This window comes from Nonomuraea longispora, assembly GCF_004348345.1.
Classification (GTDB): domain Bacteria; phylum Actinomycetota; class Actinomycetes; order Streptosporangiales; family Streptosporangiaceae; genus Nonomuraea; species Nonomuraea longispora.
This window is the reverse complement of sequence record NZ_SMJZ01000040.1, coordinates 1-15,694: the sequence shown is the minus strand read 5'-3', so window position 1 is coordinate 15,694 and position 15,694 is coordinate 1. Positions and strand designations below refer to the sequence as shown.

At 71.1% G+C, this 15,694-nt stretch carries 13 protein-coding genes and 1 pseudogene; 6 read left to right on the top strand and 8 right to left on the bottom strand.

Going from position 1 to position 15,694, the window contains the following annotated elements:
* Position 1: 1 nt before the first annotated feature.
* The 4 genes from purM to E1267_RS13230 form a co-directional block, all read right to left on the bottom strand.
* Complete coding sequence (gene purM / locus E1267_RS13245; RefSeq protein WP_132332744.1) at positions 2–1,027, bottom strand: phosphoribosylformylglycinamidine cyclo-ligase; 1,026 nt, start codon at positions 1,025–1,027, stop codon at positions 2–4.
* Positions 1,024–2,460, bottom strand: coding sequence for an amidophosphoribosyltransferase (gene purF, locus E1267_RS13240; RefSeq protein WP_132332743.1), 1,437 nt, complete (start codon positions 2,458–2,460; stop codon positions 1,024–1,026). The genes purM and purF overlap by 4 nt, the downstream gene beginning before the upstream one ends.
* Positions 2,461–2,511: 51 nt before the next feature.
* Positions 2,512–3,258: an SDR family NAD(P)-dependent oxidoreductase gene (locus E1267_RS13235; RefSeq protein WP_132332742.1), complete on the bottom strand. Its 747-nt coding sequence runs from the start codon at positions 3,256–3,258 to the stop codon at positions 2,512–2,514.
* Between the two features lie 89 nt (positions 3,259–3,347).
* Entirely contained in the window at positions 3,348–3,755 is a 408-nt protein-coding gene (locus E1267_RS13230; RefSeq protein WP_132332741.1) for a MarR family winged helix-turn-helix transcriptional regulator, read from the bottom strand.
* Between the two features lie 142 nt (positions 3,756–3,897).
* Here E1267_RS13230 and E1267_RS13225 point away from each other — a divergent pair, with 142 nt between their 5' ends.
* Positions 3,898–5,190, top strand: coding sequence for a DUF4190 domain-containing protein (locus E1267_RS13225; protein WP_132332740.1), 1,293 nt, complete (start codon positions 3,898–3,900; stop codon positions 5,188–5,190).
* Here E1267_RS13225 and E1267_RS13220 read toward each other — a convergent pair.
* Positions 5,187–5,624 (bottom strand): sterol carrier family protein, encoded by a 438-nt coding sequence (locus E1267_RS13220; protein WP_132332739.1) that lies wholly within the window; start codon positions 5,622–5,624, stop codon positions 5,187–5,189. The genes E1267_RS13225 and E1267_RS13220 overlap by 4 nt on opposite strands.
* A gap of 112 nt (positions 5,625–5,736) precedes the next feature.
* Here E1267_RS13220 and E1267_RS13215 point away from each other — a divergent pair, with 112 nt between their 5' ends.
* Both E1267_RS13215 and E1267_RS13210 read left to right on the top strand, forming a co-directional pair.
* Positions 5,737–7,800 (top strand): PhoX family protein, encoded by a 2,064-nt coding sequence (locus E1267_RS13215; RefSeq protein WP_132332738.1) that lies wholly within the window; start codon positions 5,737–5,739, stop codon positions 7,798–7,800.
* A 34-nt stretch (positions 7,801–7,834) separates the two neighbouring features.
* A complete protein-coding gene (locus E1267_RS13210) occupies positions 7,835–9,715 on the top strand; it encodes an ABC transporter ATP-binding protein (RefSeq protein ID WP_132332737.1) in 1,881 nt (626 codons plus the stop codon).
* On the opposite strand, the pseudogene E1267_RS13205 reads toward E1267_RS13210, so the two are convergent.
* Positions 9,676–10,410 (bottom strand): annotated as a pseudogene (locus E1267_RS13205) (MFS transporter); the annotation flags it as partial. The gene E1267_RS13210 and the pseudogene E1267_RS13205 sit on opposite strands and share 40 nt — an antisense overlap.
* A gap of 5 nt (positions 10,411–10,415) precedes the next feature.
* Here E1267_RS13205 and E1267_RS13200 point away from each other — a divergent pair.
* The 3 genes from E1267_RS13200 (at position 10,416) to E1267_RS13190 (ending at position 12,995) form a co-directional block, all read left to right on the top strand.
* Complete coding sequence (locus E1267_RS13200; protein ID WP_342774813.1) at positions 10,416–11,045, top strand: TetR/AcrR family transcriptional regulator; 630 nt, start codon at positions 10,416–10,418, stop codon at positions 11,043–11,045.
* Positions 11,046–11,056: 11 nt separating this feature from the next.
* Entirely contained in the window at positions 11,057–11,806 is a 750-nt protein-coding gene (locus tag E1267_RS13195) for a methylenetetrahydrofolate reductase (protein WP_132332735.1), read from the top strand.
* A gap of 79 nt (positions 11,807–11,885) precedes the next feature.
* Positions 11,886–12,995, top strand: a complete 1,110-nt coding sequence (locus E1267_RS13190; RefSeq protein ID WP_132332734.1) for a C45 family autoproteolytic acyltransferase/hydrolase — start codon at positions 11,886–11,888, stop codon at positions 12,993–12,995.
* Here the strand turns inward: E1267_RS13190 and E1267_RS13185 are convergent.
* On the bottom strand, positions 12,992–13,654 hold the full coding sequence (locus E1267_RS13185) for a Crp/Fnr family transcriptional regulator (RefSeq protein ID WP_132332733.1): 663 nt from the start codon (positions 13,652–13,654) through the stop codon (positions 12,992–12,994). The two genes, E1267_RS13190 and E1267_RS13185, sit on opposite strands and share 4 nt — an antisense overlap.
* Before the next feature lie 32 nt (positions 13,655–13,686).
* Positions 13,687–15,694 (bottom strand): adenylate/guanylate cyclase domain-containing protein (locus E1267_RS13180; RefSeq protein WP_220449459.1); only part of this gene is annotated, 2,008 nt, incomplete at its 5' end.

The following is a 15,694-nucleotide window of genomic DNA, read 5'->3' as shown; positions in this document are numbered from 1 at the left end:
CTCAGCGGTAGCGCGCCCGGCCCTCGCCCGGCACGACCTCGCCCAGCACCCAGGCGTCGAGGCCACGGGCCGCCAGCATCCTGACGGCCTCGTCGGCCGAGCCGGCGGCGACCACGGCGGCCATGCCGACGCCGAGGTTGAACGTACGGTCCATGTCGTGCTGCGCGATCGAGCCGAGGCCCGCGAGCACCCCGAACACCGCCGGCGGCGTCCACGACGAACGGTCGAGCAGCGCGTCGAGGTGACCGGGCAGCGACCTGGACAGGTTGCTCTCGATGCCGCCGCCCGTGATGTGGGCGTAGGCGTGCACCTCGGTCGAGCGCGCAAGCTCCAGGCAGTCGAGGGAGTAGATCCGGGTGGGCTCCAGCAGCTCCTCGCCCAGCGGCCGCCCCAGCTCGGGCAGCTCGGTGTCGAGGGAGAGCGAGGCCTCGCGCAGCACGTGGCGCACCAGTGAGTAGCCGTTGGAGTGCACGCCCGAGGAAGCCAGCCCGAGCACCACGTCACCCGCGCGCACCCGCGAGGGGCCGAGCAGGCCGGCCGCCTCGACGACGCCGGTGCCGGCGCCCGCGAGGTCGTATTCGTCCGGCCCCATCGCGCCCGGGTGCTCGGCGGTCTCGCCGCCCACCAGCGCGGCCCCGGCCAGCCGGCAGCCCTCGGCCACTCCGCCGACGATCTCGGCGACGCGCTCGGGCACCACCTTGCCGCAGGCGATGTAGTCGGTCATGAACAGCGGCTCGGCCCCGCAGACCACGAGGTCGTCGAGGACCATGCCGACCAGGTCGATGCCGATCGTGTCGTGCCTGCCGTAGCGCTGCGCGATCATGACCTTGGTGCCGACGCCGTCGGTGGAGGAGGCCAGCAGCGGCCTCCGGTAGCGCAGCAGGGCCGAGGCGTCGAAAAGGCCCGCGAAGCCGCTGGCGTCGTCGACCACCTCCGGCCGGCGGGCCCGCGCCACCTTGTCCTTCATCAGCGCGACGGCCAGGTCACCGGCCTCGATGTCGACCCCGGCGGCCTCGTAGGTGCTCATGCCTTGCTCTCCAGGACGAACTTGCCCACGTTGTCCTCGTCGATGGGAATCGGGTAGGAGCCGGTGAAGCACGCCATGCAGAGGCGGTCGGCGGGAATGGTGGTGGCCCTGGTCAGGCCCTCCAGCGAGATGTAGCCGAGCGAGTCGGCCCCCAGCGAGGCGCGGATCTCCTCGACCGTCAGCGAGCCCGCGATCAGCTCGGCCCTGGTGGCGAAGTCGATGCCGTAGAAGCACGGCCAGGCCACGGGCGGCGAGGAGATGCGGACGTGCACCTCCTTCGCGCCGGCCTCGCGCAACATCCTGACGATGGCGCGCTGGGTGTTGCCGCGCACGATCGAGTCGTCCACGACGACCAGGCGCCTGCCCTCCACGACCTCGCGCAGCGGGTTGAGCTTGAGCCGGATGCCGAGCTGGCGGATGGTCTGCGAGGGCTCGATGAACGTGCGGCCGACGTAGGAATTCTTCACCAGGCCCTGGCCGTAGGGGATGCCGCTCTCCTGCGCGTAGCCGACGGCCGCCGGCGTGCCCGACTCGGGCGTGGGGATGACCAGGTCGGCCTCGACCGGGTGCTCGCGGGCCAGCACGCGGCCCACCTCGACCCTGGTGACCTGGACGCCGCGACCGGCGATGCTGGTGTCGGGACGGGCGAGGTAGACGTACTCGAACAGGCAGCCCTTCGGCTCGGCCAGGGCGAACCTGCGCGAGCGCACGCCGCGCTCGTCGATGGTGAGCAGCTCGCCCGGCTCGATCTCGCGGACGAACGTGGCGCCCACGATGTCGAGCGCCGCCGTCTCGGAGGCCACCACCCAGCCCCGCTCCAGGCGGCCCAGGACCATCGGGCGCACCCCCTGCGGGTCACGGGCGGCGTAGAGCGTCGTCTCGTCCATGAAGACCAGTGAGTAGGCGCCCTTGACCTGCGGGAGCAGCTCGGCGGCGGCTTCCTCGACGGTGCGCGTGCGGTCCTGGGCGAGCAGCGAGGTCAGGACCTCCGTGTCGGTGGTCGCCCTGGTGGAGCCGGGGACAAGGCGCTGCGCCAGCTCCGGCGTGTTGATCAGGTTGCCGTTGTGGGCGAGCGCGAGGCCGCCGACCTCGGTGGAGCTCAGCGTGGGCTGCGCGTTCTCCCACACGCTGGAGCCGGTGGTGGAGTAGCGGCAGTGGCCGATGGCCAGGTGGCCGCGCAAGGTGCCCAGCACCGACTCGTCGAAGACCTGGGCGACCAGGCCCATGTCTTTGTACACGAGGATGCGGCTGCCCTCGCTGACCGCGATGCCTGCGGACTCCTGGCCGCGGTGTTGCAACGCGTACAGCCCGTAGTAGGTGAGTTTGGAAACTTCCTCGCCTGGCGCCCAGACGCCGAAGACGCCACAGGCGTCTTTGGGAGCTTGGTCTTGGGGGTCCAGGTCATGGCCGAGCCGGCCGTCGCCCTTCAGCACATGCCTCAGTCTAGGTCGGCGGCTTCCGTGCTCGCACACCCGGGTGGGAGGTCAGCCTATGTGGACTGACCTGCCCGCATTAGAGCCGTCGCGGATGATCTCTCCGGTGAGGTTGCGGTTGTCCGCGGAACCGAGGAAGACGATGAGCGCCGCCAGGTCGTCCGCCGTGCTCAGCCTGCGGGTGGGGGTCCTGGACGCCACCTCGTCGAACACGTGCTGCGGGATCGGGTGCCGGCCGCCGGTGACGGTGAGCCCGGCCACGGCCACGTTGACCAGGATGCCGTCACCGCCCGCCTCCCACGCCAGGGCGCGGGCCAGGCCGTGCAGGGCCATCTTCGCGGTGCCGTACGGGCCGGGGCCCGGCTGCCCCTCCTCGGCCGCCCCCGACGAGACCAGGACGATCCTGCCGAACCTCCTGCGCCGCATCTCGGGCAGCACCGCCTGGATCAGCAGGGCGTTGCCGACCACGTTGGCGTGCAGCGCGGCGGACCACTCCGCGGCAGGCACGTCCTCGAACGCCACGCTGCCGGGCATGACGGTGCCCCAGCGGACGGCGTTCGCCACGAGCGCGTCCACCGGCCCGGCCGCGGCGACGGCCGGCGCGACGGTCGCGTGGTCCTCCAGGTCCAGGTGTACGGCCGCCGCCTCGCCGCCCTCCTCCTCAATCCGCGCGACCACCTCGGCGGCGCGGTCGGTCCCCGTGTTGTACGTGATCGTGACCCGCGCGCCGGCACGGGCGTAGGCGAGTGCGGTGGCTGCGCCGATGCCGGACGAGCCGCCGGTGACCAGTGCGTGCATGAGAGCCCTTCCCTTGATTAGCCGACTAATTAGCCAGCTAACTAGGGAGGGCGTCCGGTCGCAAGGCGGTTTCGCCGGTAGTGAAAGCGTCAGGGCATGGCGCGGCGGATCAGCTGCGCGAGCAGGCCGCGCTCGCCGGGATCGAACCCGCGCAGGAGGTCCTCGTCCATCGTCGTCCAGATCTCCTCCACGGGCTCGCGCAGCGCCTTGCCCGCGTCGGTCAGATGAACCCGGCTCACCCGCGGCCGGTCGGGGTCCGGGACCCGGTGGACGAAGCCCGTACGCTCCAGGCGCTGGAGTGTCTTGGTGACGGTCGGAGGCTCGACGCCGAGCCGGGCGATCAGTTCGCCCTGGGTCAGGCCGTCCTCCTTCCACAACTGGTTGAGGAACATCTCCTGCCCGACATGCAGGCCGAGTGGGGCCAGCGCGGCGGCCATCCGGTTGCGTTGCGTCTTGACGACCTTGATCAGCGCATACGACAGGGTCTCGTCCAGCATCCTCCCATCTTGCCCGCGGCCAGGATTTTTGGCGCACGGTGACCCAAGGATGAGCGGCCTCTTACCGTGTCGCGCGGTTTAGGCGTCGCCCTGCGCGAAAGGGTGAAGTATCCGGCATGTAGACCCGTCGGGAGACGCAGACGTGACCACACCTGGGGACCCGGACGAAACCCGCCGCGGGCAGGATCCGCGCGAAGGCCGTCCGGAAGAGGACGCGCCCCGCCAAGCTCCGCCGCACCACGAGCCCGAGTGGTGGCGCGAGGGCGCGCTGGACGAAGAGGAACAGGGACCCGTGCTCCGGCCGTACGAGCCGGGGCCGACGGGCGGCGACCAGCCACCGGAGGAGTGGTCCGCCGGCGGCCTGCCCGGCGCCGGCCCCACGGGTGGCGCGGCCCCGGACCCCGCGGCCCCGGACCTTCACGCAGAGCCGGGGAAGGGTGCTGGTGGGGAGGGTGAGGAGCCGATCGCTCCCGCGCCGCCCATTGTGCCGCGCCCGGACGTGCCGCCCCCGCACGAGCCGGCCGGCGAACCTCGTCATCCCGACCTGCCCACCTCACCGGAGGTGCCGCAGCCGACGGGGAGCGACGCCGAGCAGACCCGGGTGTTCCCGGTCCCCGGGAGCACTCCGCCGTACCCGGGCTGGACGTCGACCCCGTCGGAGGGGGAGCGGCCGGGCAGACCCGCGCCGTCACGCTACGAGCAGGGCGACCAGCCGAGCTTCGAACCGCCGGGAGGCGGCACGCCCGGAGCGTCCCCGGCACTCGGGGGCGGCACCCCGGCTCATGAGGCCCCCCGGGACCCGGTAGGCCAGAACCCCCGGGAGGGCCAAGGCGGTCAGGAGGGCCAAGGCGGTCAGGAAGAGCAGGGCGGCTCCGGTCAGGGTGGCCTCGGTCAGAGCTACCACGAAGGGTGGCAGAGCCGGCAGGGGCGGCCGGGCGAGGAGCGGCCGGGCGAGGAGCGGCAGGGCGAGGAGCGGCAGGGCCAGGAAGGCGCGTACCCGGGTGGGGGGCCGCGTGACGACGAGCCGACCGTACCCGGTACGGTCCCCTCCAGCCCGTACGGCGGCCCGCCCGGCTACGGTCCAGGCGCCGGATCGCCGTACGGCATGCCGGGCTACCAGCAGGCCAGGCCGGGCAGCGGCCTGGCCACCGCCTCGCTGGTGCTGGGCGTGGCGAGCCCGTTCCTGGTGTTCGTGTGTTTTACGGGTGTGATCACGGCCATTCTGTCGATAGTCTTCGGCTGCGTGGCCCTCGCCAAACGTGCCGGCAAGGGCCGCGCCATCGCCGGCATCGTGCTGAGCGTCCTGTCGCTGGTCCTGTTCGCGGTCGTGGCCTTCTGGCTGTGGAACGTGGCGCAGGAGTGCGCCGGCCTGCCGCCCCAGCTCGCCGACCGTTGTTTCGAGAGCCGCTTTCCTTGGATGGGCGGCGGCGCCTAGAGCGGCAGGTGTGCTGACAGGTCCGCGCGTGCCCCGCTGGCGTGTACGGCGCCGCTGGCCAGGGCTTCGTCCCAGGTGAGGCGGCCGAGCGCGAGCTCGATCCATGTGCGGCCGTCCATCTCGACCACATTGGGCGGGGTGCCGCGCGTGTGGCGGGGCCCGTCGATGGCCTGCACGGCCGCGTATGGGGGCACGCGCACCTCGACGGTCCTGCCTGGCGCGGCGCTCGTCAGCCGGTCGAGCAGGTGGCGCACCGCCTGCCTGGCCGCGTCGCGTTCGGGCTTGAGCCCGCGGTCGTAGGCGGCCAGAACGGCGGACACGAGCGCGTCGGGCAGGGCGGAAGGGGGCCCGTCGTAGGGAGGTTCGTCGAGGGCGACGAGCTGGCCGTCGAGCGCCGATCTGAGCTTTTCCTGGTCGAGCTTGCGTGGTGACACGCGACCATTGTCTCCCGGGAAGCGTTCATCAAGGCGGAGGTCTTCGTTCACCTGAGGTTTCGCCGGTGGCCGTAGCGTCCCCGCCGTACGATCGCACTCCGATGGAGGACCTGTGTCGAACCCCGAAACGGGAGGTCGGCTGCTTCCGCTGATCTCCACCCCCCACAGTGGTGGCCGATCCGCGCTGACCTGTCAGTTCCGCTGCGGCAACGCGTGCGCGCATGACGTGGCCAACACCACTGGCAATGCCTACTTCGGCGACGTGGTGAAGGAGGCGCTGTCGCGGCGCGGCGTGCTGCGCGCCGGGGCGCTGGGCGCTCTCGTGGCGGGAGTGGGCGCGGCGGGGGCGGCGCCGGCGCTTGCCGAGGCGTCCAGGCCGGCGCCCGCCGAGCGGCACGGCGGACGGGGCGGCGACCTGCGCTTCACGCCGGTGCGGCCGAACAAGGACGACAAGCTGACCATTCCGGAGAACTACCGTTCCTCGGTGGTCGTGCGCTGGGGAGACCCGGTGCTGCCGGACGCGCCGGAGTTCGACTTCGACAACCAGAGCGCCGAGGCGCAGAGCAAGCAGTTCGGGTACAACTGCGACTACGTGACGATGTTCCCGATGGGCCGCGACCGGGCGCTGCTCTGGGTGAACCACGAGTACACCGACGAGAACCTGATGTTCCGCGACTACCCCGGCGGCGCTGAGGCCACCGAGGAGCAGATCAGGATCGGCCTGGCGGGTCACGGCGGCTCGGTCGTGGAGATCGAGCGGGAGGGCCGCGCCGGCGAGTGGAAACTGGTCACCAAGGGGCGTCGCCGCTACAACCGGCGCATCACGGCCGAGACGCCGATGATGTTCTCCGGACCGGCGGCGGGCAGCGCCCTGCTCAGGACGGATGCCGACCCCAAGGGCCGCAAGCCCGTCGGCATGCTGAACAACTGCGCGGGCGGCACGACCCCGTGGGGCACGGTGCTGACCGCCGAGGAGAACTTCGACCAGTACTTCGTCAACGGCGACAAGGTGCCGGCGAAGCAGCAGTCGTACGTCAAGCGTTACACGATCGCGGAGGGCACTCCGGAGATCAGCCGCAGGTTCGACCGGGTGGATGAGCGCTTCGACCTGGCCAAGCACCCGAACGAGTGCAACCGGTTCGGATGGATCGTGGAGATCGACCCGTTCGACCCCGACTCGACGCCGGTCAAACGTACGGCGCTCGGCCGGTTCAAGCACGAGGCGGCCACCACGACGCTGGCCCGTGACGGCCGCCTGGTCGTCTACATGGGTGACGACTCGCGCTTCGAGTACATCTACAAGTTCGTCTCGAAGGAGCGCTACCGGCAGGGGGCCGACCGGCACAACCGCGACCTGCTCGACGAGGGCACCCTGTACGTCGCCAAGTTCACCGGCGACAGCCCGGAGAAGGAGATCGACGGGTCGGGCAAGCTGCCGAAGGACGGCGAGTTCGACGGCTCGGGCGAGTGGATCCCGCTGGTCTCGGGCGACAGGTCGTACGTGAAGGGCATGACCGCGGAGGAGGTGCTCGTCTACACGCGGGTGGCGGCCGACAAGGTGGGCGCGACCAAGATGGACCGCCCGGAGGACATGGAGCGCAACCCGGTCACGGGCGGCGTGTACGTCGCGCTGACCAACAACTCCGACCGCACCCCGGCCCAGGCGGACGAGGCCAACCCGCGCGCCTCGAACAAACACGGCCACGTCCTGGAGATCGTCGAGCGGCGCGACGACGCCGGGGCGAGGAGGTTCTCCTGGTCGGTGCCGCTGGTCTGCGGTGACCCCGACGACGCGAACACCTATTTCGCGGGCTACGACAAGAAGAAGGTCTCGCCGATCTCCTGCCCGGACAACGTGACGTTCGACCGCGACGGCAACCTGTGGATCTCGACGGACGGCAACGCGCTCGGCACGAACGACGGCCTGTTCGTGATGCCGGTACGCGGCAGGGAACGCGGCCATCTGCGCCAGTTCCTCACGGTCCCGCTCGGTGCGGAGACCTGCGGCCCGATGGTCACGAAGGACCAGCGCAGCGTGTTCGTGGCGGTGCAGCACCCGGGCGAGGTCGACGGCGCGAGCCCGGACAACCCGGGAAGCCGCTGGCCCGACGGCGACCAGCCGCGCCCGTCGGTGGCCGTGGTCTGGCACAAGAAGGGCCTCAAGATCGGCTCTTGACCTCAAGTTAAGTTGAGGATCTAGTCTCCACGCCATGAGCATGGAAATGACCGCGTGGCACCAGCTGTATTCGATGAACAACCGGCAGGAGCGTCGCTCCGTCTCCAGGGCGACGCTCCGGCGCATCGCCGCGTTCGCCCGCCCGCACCGCCGCAGGCTGACGGTGTTCCTGCTGCTCAGCGTGGTTATGGCGGGTCTGGCGGTGGGGTCGCCGCTGCTGGCGGGGCGGGTGGTCGACGCGATCTTCAACGCCGAGCCGCTCAGCGTGGTGGTCGTGGTGGCGCTGATGATCGCGGGTCTCGCGGTCGCGGAGGCGGGGATCGGGCTGCTGAACCGCTGGTTGTCCGCGGGGCTGGGGGAGAGCCTGATCCTCGACCTGCGTACGGCCGTCTTCGACCACGTGCAGCGGATGCCGATCGCGTTCTTCACCAGAACCCGCACGGGCGCGCTGGTCAGCCGGCTCAACAACGACGTGATCGGCGCGCAGCGGGCGTTCACCGACACCCTGTCCAGCGTGGCGGGCAACGTCGTGACGCTCGCTCTGACGCTCGTCGCCATGGTCGCCATCTCCTGGCAGATCACGCTGCTCGCGCTGGTGCTCCTGCCCGTGTTCATCGTGCCCGCACGGCGCATGGGCACGCGGATCGCGAAATTGCGGCGCGAGGCGGCCGACCACAACGCCGCCATGGGCAACCAGATGACCGAGCGGTTCTCGGCGCCGGGCGCGACCCTGGTCAAGCTGTTCGGCCGCCCCGCGCACGAGTCGGCCGCGTTCGCCTCCCGGGCCCGCCGGGTGCGCGACATCGGCGTACGCACCGCCATGACGCAGACGATCTTCGTGACCGCGCTGACCCTGGTGTCGGCGCTCGCGCTGGCCCTCGTGTACGGGCTCGGCGGCTTCTACGCGCTGCGCGCCGAGCTCGCCCCCGGCGCGGTGGTGTCGATGGCCATGCTGCTCACCCGCCTGTACGCCCCGCTGACCGCGCTGGCCAGCGCCCGCGTGGACGTCATGAGCGCGGTCGTCAGCTTCGAGCGCGTCTTCGAGGTGCTCGACCTCAAGCCGCTCATCCAGGAGAAGCCCGACGCCCGCGAGGTGCCCGAGGGCCCCGTGTCGGTCGAGTTCGACGACGTGCGCTTCGGCTATCCGTCGGCGGACAAGGTCTCGCTCGCCTCGCTGGAAGAGGTCGCCACGCTGGACACGCGCGGCGGCGTCGAGGTGCTGCACGGCGTCTCGTTCCGGGCCGAGCCCGGACAGATGGTGGCGCTGGTCGGCTCGTCCGGCGCGGGCAAGTCCACGATCGCGCAGCTCCTGCCCAGGTTGTACGACGTCGACGCGGGCTCCGTACGGCTCGGCGGGGTGGACGTACGCGACCTGACCGCCGACTCGATCCGCGACACGCTCGGCATGGTCACGCAGGACGGGCACCTGTTCCACGACACGATCAGGGCCAACCTGCTCCTGGCCAGGCCGGAGGCGGAAGAGGACGACCTGTGGGACGCGCTCACCAGGGCCCGCCTGGCCACGCTGATCGAGTCGTTGCCCGACGGGCTCGACACGGTGGTGGGCGAGCGCGGCTACCGGCTGTCGGGCGGCGAACGCCAGCGCCTGACGATCGCCCGGCTGCTCCTGGCCAGGCCCAGGGTGGTGATCCTGGACGAGGCCACGGCGGCGCTCGACTCCACCTCGGAGGCGGCGGTGCAGGCGGCGCTCGGCGAGGCGCTGGAAGGGCGTACGGCGGTGGTGATCGCTCACCGGCTCTCCACGATCCGCGCCGCCGACGTCATCCTGGTGATCGAGGACGGGCGGGTGGTCGAGCGCGGCACGCACACCGAGCTGCTCGAAGCCGGGGGCCGGTACGAGGAGCTGTACCGCACTCAGTTCGCCGAGCCGGCGGTGGCCGAGGCGGTGGCCTGAGGCTCGGCGGGCTCGGCGGCTTCGTCGCATGGGGCCGGCTTGCGCAGCGAGTGGAGCGCGACCGGGATGCCCACGAGCATCACGACCGCCGCGACGACCAGGGCGAACCGGTAGCCGTCGAGGAAGGCGAGCAGCGGCGCCCGGTCTCCGGCCGCCTGCCTGACGCTCAGGACCGCGCCCAGCACTGTGACGCCGAGCAGCCCGAACACCTCACGTGACACGTTGAACATGCCCGAGGCCACGCCCGCCCTGTCCTTGGGCATGCCGTTGAGCACCGCGGCCGTCAGGGGCACCAGCATGCCGCCGCCCAGGCCGTACAGCAGGAACCAGGGCAGGACGTCCGTGTAGCCGCCGTCGGCGCCGACGCGGGAGATCAGGTAGATCGCGACGCCCATGAGCGCCATCCCTAGCGCCACCGTGCGTCCGATGCCGAGCCAGGAGGTGATGCGCTGCGATGACATCGCGACCACGGCCATGACGAGCGCCATCGGCACGAACGCGGCGCCGGCCTCGGTGGGGGAGAAGCCCAGCACGTTCTGCAGCCACAGCGCGCTGAAGAAGTAGATGCCGAACACACCGAACGACCAGATCCCGCTGGTGAGCAGCCCGCCGCTGAACACCCGCGAGCGGAACAACACCATCGCCGCCATCGGCTCCGCGGCCCGGGACTCCACCAGCACGAACGCCGACCGCGGGGGCGATCGCGGATCGGGCCCTGGAGATCGGCGACGCCGAAGGACTCGACGCCGTCACGATCCGGCGGCTGGCCTCCGACCTGGGCGTCACCCCGATGGCTCTGTACTGGCACTACAAGAACAAGGAACAGCTGATCATCGGCATGGCCGACCACCTGATCCGCGGCTTCGCGCCCAAGCCTGCCGACGAGCGCCCATGGCAGGAGCAACTGCGCGACCTGGTCGAGAGCCTGATCAGGACCCTGCGCGCTCACCCTTGTGCCAAGGACGTGATCGAGCAGATCGACGCCGTCGCGGTGCCGAACTTCCTGGCCGTCTGGGACCAGGCGCTCAGGCTGACCCGCGCGGCGGGGTTCAGCGTGGAGGAGAGCTGCCTGATCACGCAGTACCTGCTGCACAGCGCCATCGCCATCGCCGACGCCCCGGTCATCCAGCAGGCGTCCCCGTCCGGCGAGGACGATGCGCAGCGGGTCAGGCGCAAGCGGCTCGGCCTGCAGTCACTGCCCGCCGACAGCTACCCGCACCTGGTGGAGATGGCCGGCCCGCTGGTCGAGCGGAAAGACCCGCACCTGTACGACACGTTCGGCGTCGACCTGGTGCTCAGCGGCATAGAAGCACTGGCGGCCCGGCGTTAGGGTCGTGGTTCATGGCCTTTGAGTTGATCTGCGAGATCGAACCGCCGACCAAGCCCGACATGAAGCACGTCAGGCACCAGATCGGCACCATGAGCAAGGTCGCCCACACCTTCCTCATCCCCGACAACCACATCGGCCGCGCCACCGTGTCGAGCGTCGCGGTGGCGCACGAGGTCGAGGCGATGGGCGGGCGAGGCATCGCCTGCCTCAACTCGCGCGACCGCAACCTGCTCGGCTTCCGCCGCGACCTGCTGACGGCGGCCGCGTACGGCGTCGACCAGTTCCTGTTCGTCTACGGCGACAAGCCGGCGAGCGGCAACCGTACGAGCGATCTCACGGTGCGATCGATGATCGAGGAGGCCAGGGAGTTCTCACCCGGCTCCCGCCTGGGAGCGGCGGCGGGGTTGCGTCCGCTGCCGGCCTGGAAACGCGCGGCCGACTTCCTCTTCCTCCAGGTCTCCTTCTCGGTGGAGGCCCAGTTGCGCTGGCGCGAGGCGCACCCGGTGGACGCGCCGGTCTACGCGGGCGTCATGGTGCTGGCCAGCGCCGGCCACGCCCGCAGCCTGGCCACGACGATTCCCGACATCGCGCTGCCCGACGCTCTGGTGGAGCAGGTGACCGGCGACCGCCAGGCGGGTGTGGAGGCGGCCTGCGAGCAGGTGCTCGCCCTGCGCGACTCCGGCGCCTTCGACGGCGTGCACCTCATCCCCGTCTCCCGCTACCGCGACGTCGAACGCCTGCTCGCCCCCGCCCTCGGATGAGACATGCGCCAGAGCGCCACCAGCGGTCGGTCAGCGGCCGGTAGGAGCCCGGTCAGCGGGGGGCGGCAGTCTCGCCGGCATGGATATCACCCAGATCGCGGGAAGCAGGGACGACTTCCAGCTCGTCCGTCACATGACCCTGGAGGGCGGCCAGGCCGAGATCGGCCGGCGGCTCACCGAGGAGGCGCTGCGGCTCGGCTGGCGGCCGCAGCCGTCGGACCCCACCGTGAACCGGGCCAGGCGGGCCTGGTTCGAGCGGCACTGGCCGCAGCATCACGCCCGGATGGACGGCGCGGCCGAGGCGCTCGGCCTGGACCCGGGCCAGGACGAGCTCGCCCTCGACGGGCTGTGGTACATCCCGGCGGGATTCGGCTGCTCGGCCCTGTGGGTCCCGCCGTCCGCGTCGGCGGACGGGCACGGCCGGATCGGGCGCAACTACGACTTCTTCACGATGACCACCAGCGAGGTCATGGCGACCGAGCCGGTGCCGGGCGAGTTGCCGATGGCGTCGCGCCCGTACGTGATCACCACGATTCCGGACGAGGGCCTCGCCTCCACAGTGATCACCATGTCCGACCTGGACGGCTGCATGGACGGGATGAATGAGGCCGGGCTGGCGGTGACGCTGCTCAACGCCGACCTCGACCAGGGGTCCCCGCCGGAGGACGTCTCCCCGCAGGTCGGGCTGAGCAGCGTGCAACTGCCCCGGTTCCTGGTGGAGACCTGCGAGAACGTGGAACAGGCCAAGCAGGCGCTGCTCGGCGCCAAGCAGTACGACCACGGGGCGCCGTTGCACTACCTGGTGGCCGACGCGCACGGTGAGGCGTTCGTGTGGGAGCGCGGCCGGGACGGCGCCGAGCACATCGTGGAGTTCGGCGACGCGCCGCTCTGCGTCACGAACCACTCGCTGCGCCGCCACTCGGACCCGATGGCGCTGCCCGCCGACACCGAGACCACGTTCGGCACGTACGGGCGGCTGCGCACCCTGTACGAGCGCAGCAAGGGCGTCACGCTGTCGGGCCGCGACCTGCGGGAGAGCCTGGAAGCGGTGCGGCCCTCCGAACCCACGCCGTACCCCACGCTCTGGAGCACCTTCTTCGACACCGCCGAGCGGACCCTGTCGACCTCCTTCTACCTGGGGCCCGAGCGCTTCACCGAGGAGGTGGTGTTCAGCGCGCGCCGAGGTTAGCGGGCACGTGCGCGCAGCCCTTCGACGTCGTGAATGGTCACGCGCCGCCGCCCGGTCTCGATCAGGCCGCGGTCACGCAGCGTGCGCAGCGCCTTGCTGACGGCCTCGCGGGACGAGCCTGTCCAGCCGGCCAGCTCGTCCTGCGACAGCGGGAGCGCGACGCGTAGGCCGCTGGTGGTCTGCTCGCCGTACCGGTCGGCCAGTTCGAGCAGGCGCGTCGCCACCCTGCCCGTGGTGTCGAACGCGCCGTACTCGATGCGCTTTCTGTCGGAGTCGCGCAGCCGCTCGCTGACGAGCTTCATGAGCAGCACCGCGACGCGCCCGTGCGCCTCCAGGAAGGAGACGAAGTCGCGCACGACGAGGCCGGTGACGGGCTCCAGCGTGGTGACCGTGGCCGAGCGCGGTGAGCCGTCGATGGCCGACTGCTCGCCGATCAGCCCGCCGGGGCCGCGTACGGCGAGCACCACCTCGTTGCCGCTGCTCGTGTGCGAGGAGACCTTCACCCGGCCTTCCAGCAGCACGAGCACCCACTCGTACGTGTCGCCCTCGGTGATGACGGTCGTGCCGCGGTCCCAGCGGCGCCGCCGTCCCGCCGCGCGCAGCGCCGCCACCTCCTCGTCGGTGAGCAGGGACAGGAACTCGCCGGGCTCTGCGTTCATGGCCCGATTATGTCGGTATAGAGGACGACCTTCTACGGCAGATCGGTGAGAACGTACGCCGCGACGAGCTCCTCCTTGCCCTTGAGGTTGAGCCGCCCCAGGGACCGCACCGTCGCGTCACGGCCCAGTTGCCTGTACGTCGTCTCGCCGATGACGACCGTGCCGGGCTCGGCGACGCCCTGGAGCCTGGCGGCCACGTTGACGCAGTCGCCCATCGCGTTGAAGCCGCGCAGCTCGGGGCTGCCGATGTTGCCGACCAGGGCGGGGCCGGTGTTGACGCCCACCCGGAACGTCGGCCACTCGACGTCGTCGACCCGCTTCCACGCCATCTCCTCGGCCACCTCGGCCGCGGCGCGCTGCATGTCGAGCGCGGCCCGGCAGGCGGCCCTGGCGTGATCGGCCTGCAGGGCGGGCGCGTTGAACAGGGCGAGCAGCGCGTCTCCGACGAACTGCACGATCGTGCCGCCGTTGTTCAGGATGCAGGGCACGGCCGCCGTGTGGTAGCGGTTGAGCATCTCGACGATCTCGCCGGGCGCCACCTTCTCGGAGAACGTCGTGAAGCCCTTGAGGTCGGCGAAGAGCGCGCTCAGCTCCTTCACCTCACCGCCGAGCGCGGCCTGACCCGGGTCGGCGAGCAGCGCGTGCGCCACGTCGGGCGACATGTACTGGTGGAACAGGGTGTGCAGCTCCTGGTAGAGGCGGGCGTTCTCCAGGGAGATGGACAGCTGCCCCGCCAGCGTGGCGGCCAGCGCCTCGTCCTGGCTGGTGCGGCCGATCGGCACCTCCAGCACACCGGCGAGCCTGCCCTTGACGGTCAGGGGGAAGGCGAGCAGGTGGTCGCGCCGGATCGGGGCGTCACCGTCGAAGCGGTAGTCGCGCGAGCCGATCTGCGTGCTCCCGTCGGCGACCAGCCCGATCTTGACGTCGCCGTACGCCTGCCGCACCCGCTCCAGTGACGAGGCCAGCAGCTCCTGTTCGGGCAGGCCGACCCGGGTCTGGGCGCTCACCGAGACCAGGGCGGCCAGCCGCTCCGACAGCTCACGCTCGTTGACCAGCGCCTCGCCGGCCCGGTCGAGCACCGCAGCCTGGCCCTCGTTGAGCCGGAACTTGCCCGCCAGCCGGGCAGCGGCCAGCGGTTCGCCGCGGCGTACGTGCTCGACCAGCTCTTCGAGCGCCTTGTCGTAGTCCTGCTGGATGCGGCGGACGGTCGCGGCCAGCGCCACCGAGTCGAACAGCCCGCCGCTCGCCCCCTCACGCCTGAACTGCAGGTAGGCGCTGTAGGCCACGAACACGAAGGCGAACGTGAGCAGCAGGTGCCACTCCCACCAGGACAGGTGCCAGTTGAGCTGCGACATCCCGGCGACCATGCTCTCGGCCAGCAGCGCGTACGCCGTGATGAGGCTGATCAGCATGGCCGACGGGCGGCGGCGGTGCAGCCGGAACATCAGCACGCTGGCCGCGCCGTAGAGCAGCAGACCGGGAATGGACGCCCACACCAGCCAGCCGATCGGCGTGACCACCGGCGGCTCGCTGAGCGGTGTCAGGCCGGGAACGAGCGACGTGACACCCCACAACACCATGACGCCGGCGAGCGCGCCGCGGATGAAGTGCTGGGCGCCGAGCACGGACTTGGCCGCAGCCTCGCCCATCGGCAGCGCCGAGCCGAGCGCGAACACCGCCGCGATCGACAACCCCAGCTGCTGGCCCAGGTCGAAGCCGAGCGAGCCGGTCGGCAGGATGATCTTGGGGGTGGCCAGGCCGTGCAGGAAGAAGAAACCCGCGCTGCTCAGGAACACCATGGAGACGAGGAAAAGGCGGGCGTCGTCGCGGCGCCGTGACGCCTCGCTGATCATGACGCCGAGCACGACGTTGACCCCGGCCACCAGGACGATCATCCAGAAGTGGCTGGCGTTGTGCTGCCAGGAGATGTTGATGTGCGGCTGGCTCAGCAGCAGCCAGAGGCCGAGCAGCGGCAGGACGAGGTGGATGCCCCACACCACGCCGCGCACCGGCTGGGTGGCGGGAGGCAGGTAGGGGGAC

Coding starts and splice junctions, on each gene's coding strand:
- purM (WP_132332744.1), bottom strand. CDS start 1,027: ATGAGCACCTACGAGGCCGCCGGGGTCGACATCGAGGCCGGTGACCTG.
- E1267_RS13210 (WP_132332737.1), top strand. CDS start 7,835: ATGAGCATGGAAATGACCGCGTGGCACCAGCTGTATTCGATGAACAAC.
- E1267_RS13195 (WP_132332735.1), top strand. CDS start 11,057: ATGGCCTTTGAGTTGATCTGCGAGATCGAACCGCCGACCAAGCCCGAC.
- E1267_RS13235 (WP_132332742.1), bottom strand. CDS start 3,258: ATGCACGCACTGGTCACCGGCGGCTCGTCCGGCATCGGCGCAGCCACC.
- E1267_RS13185 (WP_132332733.1), bottom strand. CDS start 13,654: ATGAACGCAGAGCCCGGCGAGTTCCTGTCCCTGCTCACCGACGAGGAG.
- E1267_RS13230 (WP_132332741.1), bottom strand. CDS start 3,755: ATGCTGGACGAGACCCTGTCGTATGCGCTGATCAAGGTCGTCAAGACG.
- E1267_RS13190 (WP_132332734.1), top strand. CDS start 11,886: ATGGATATCACCCAGATCGCGGGAAGCAGGGACGACTTCCAGCTCGTC.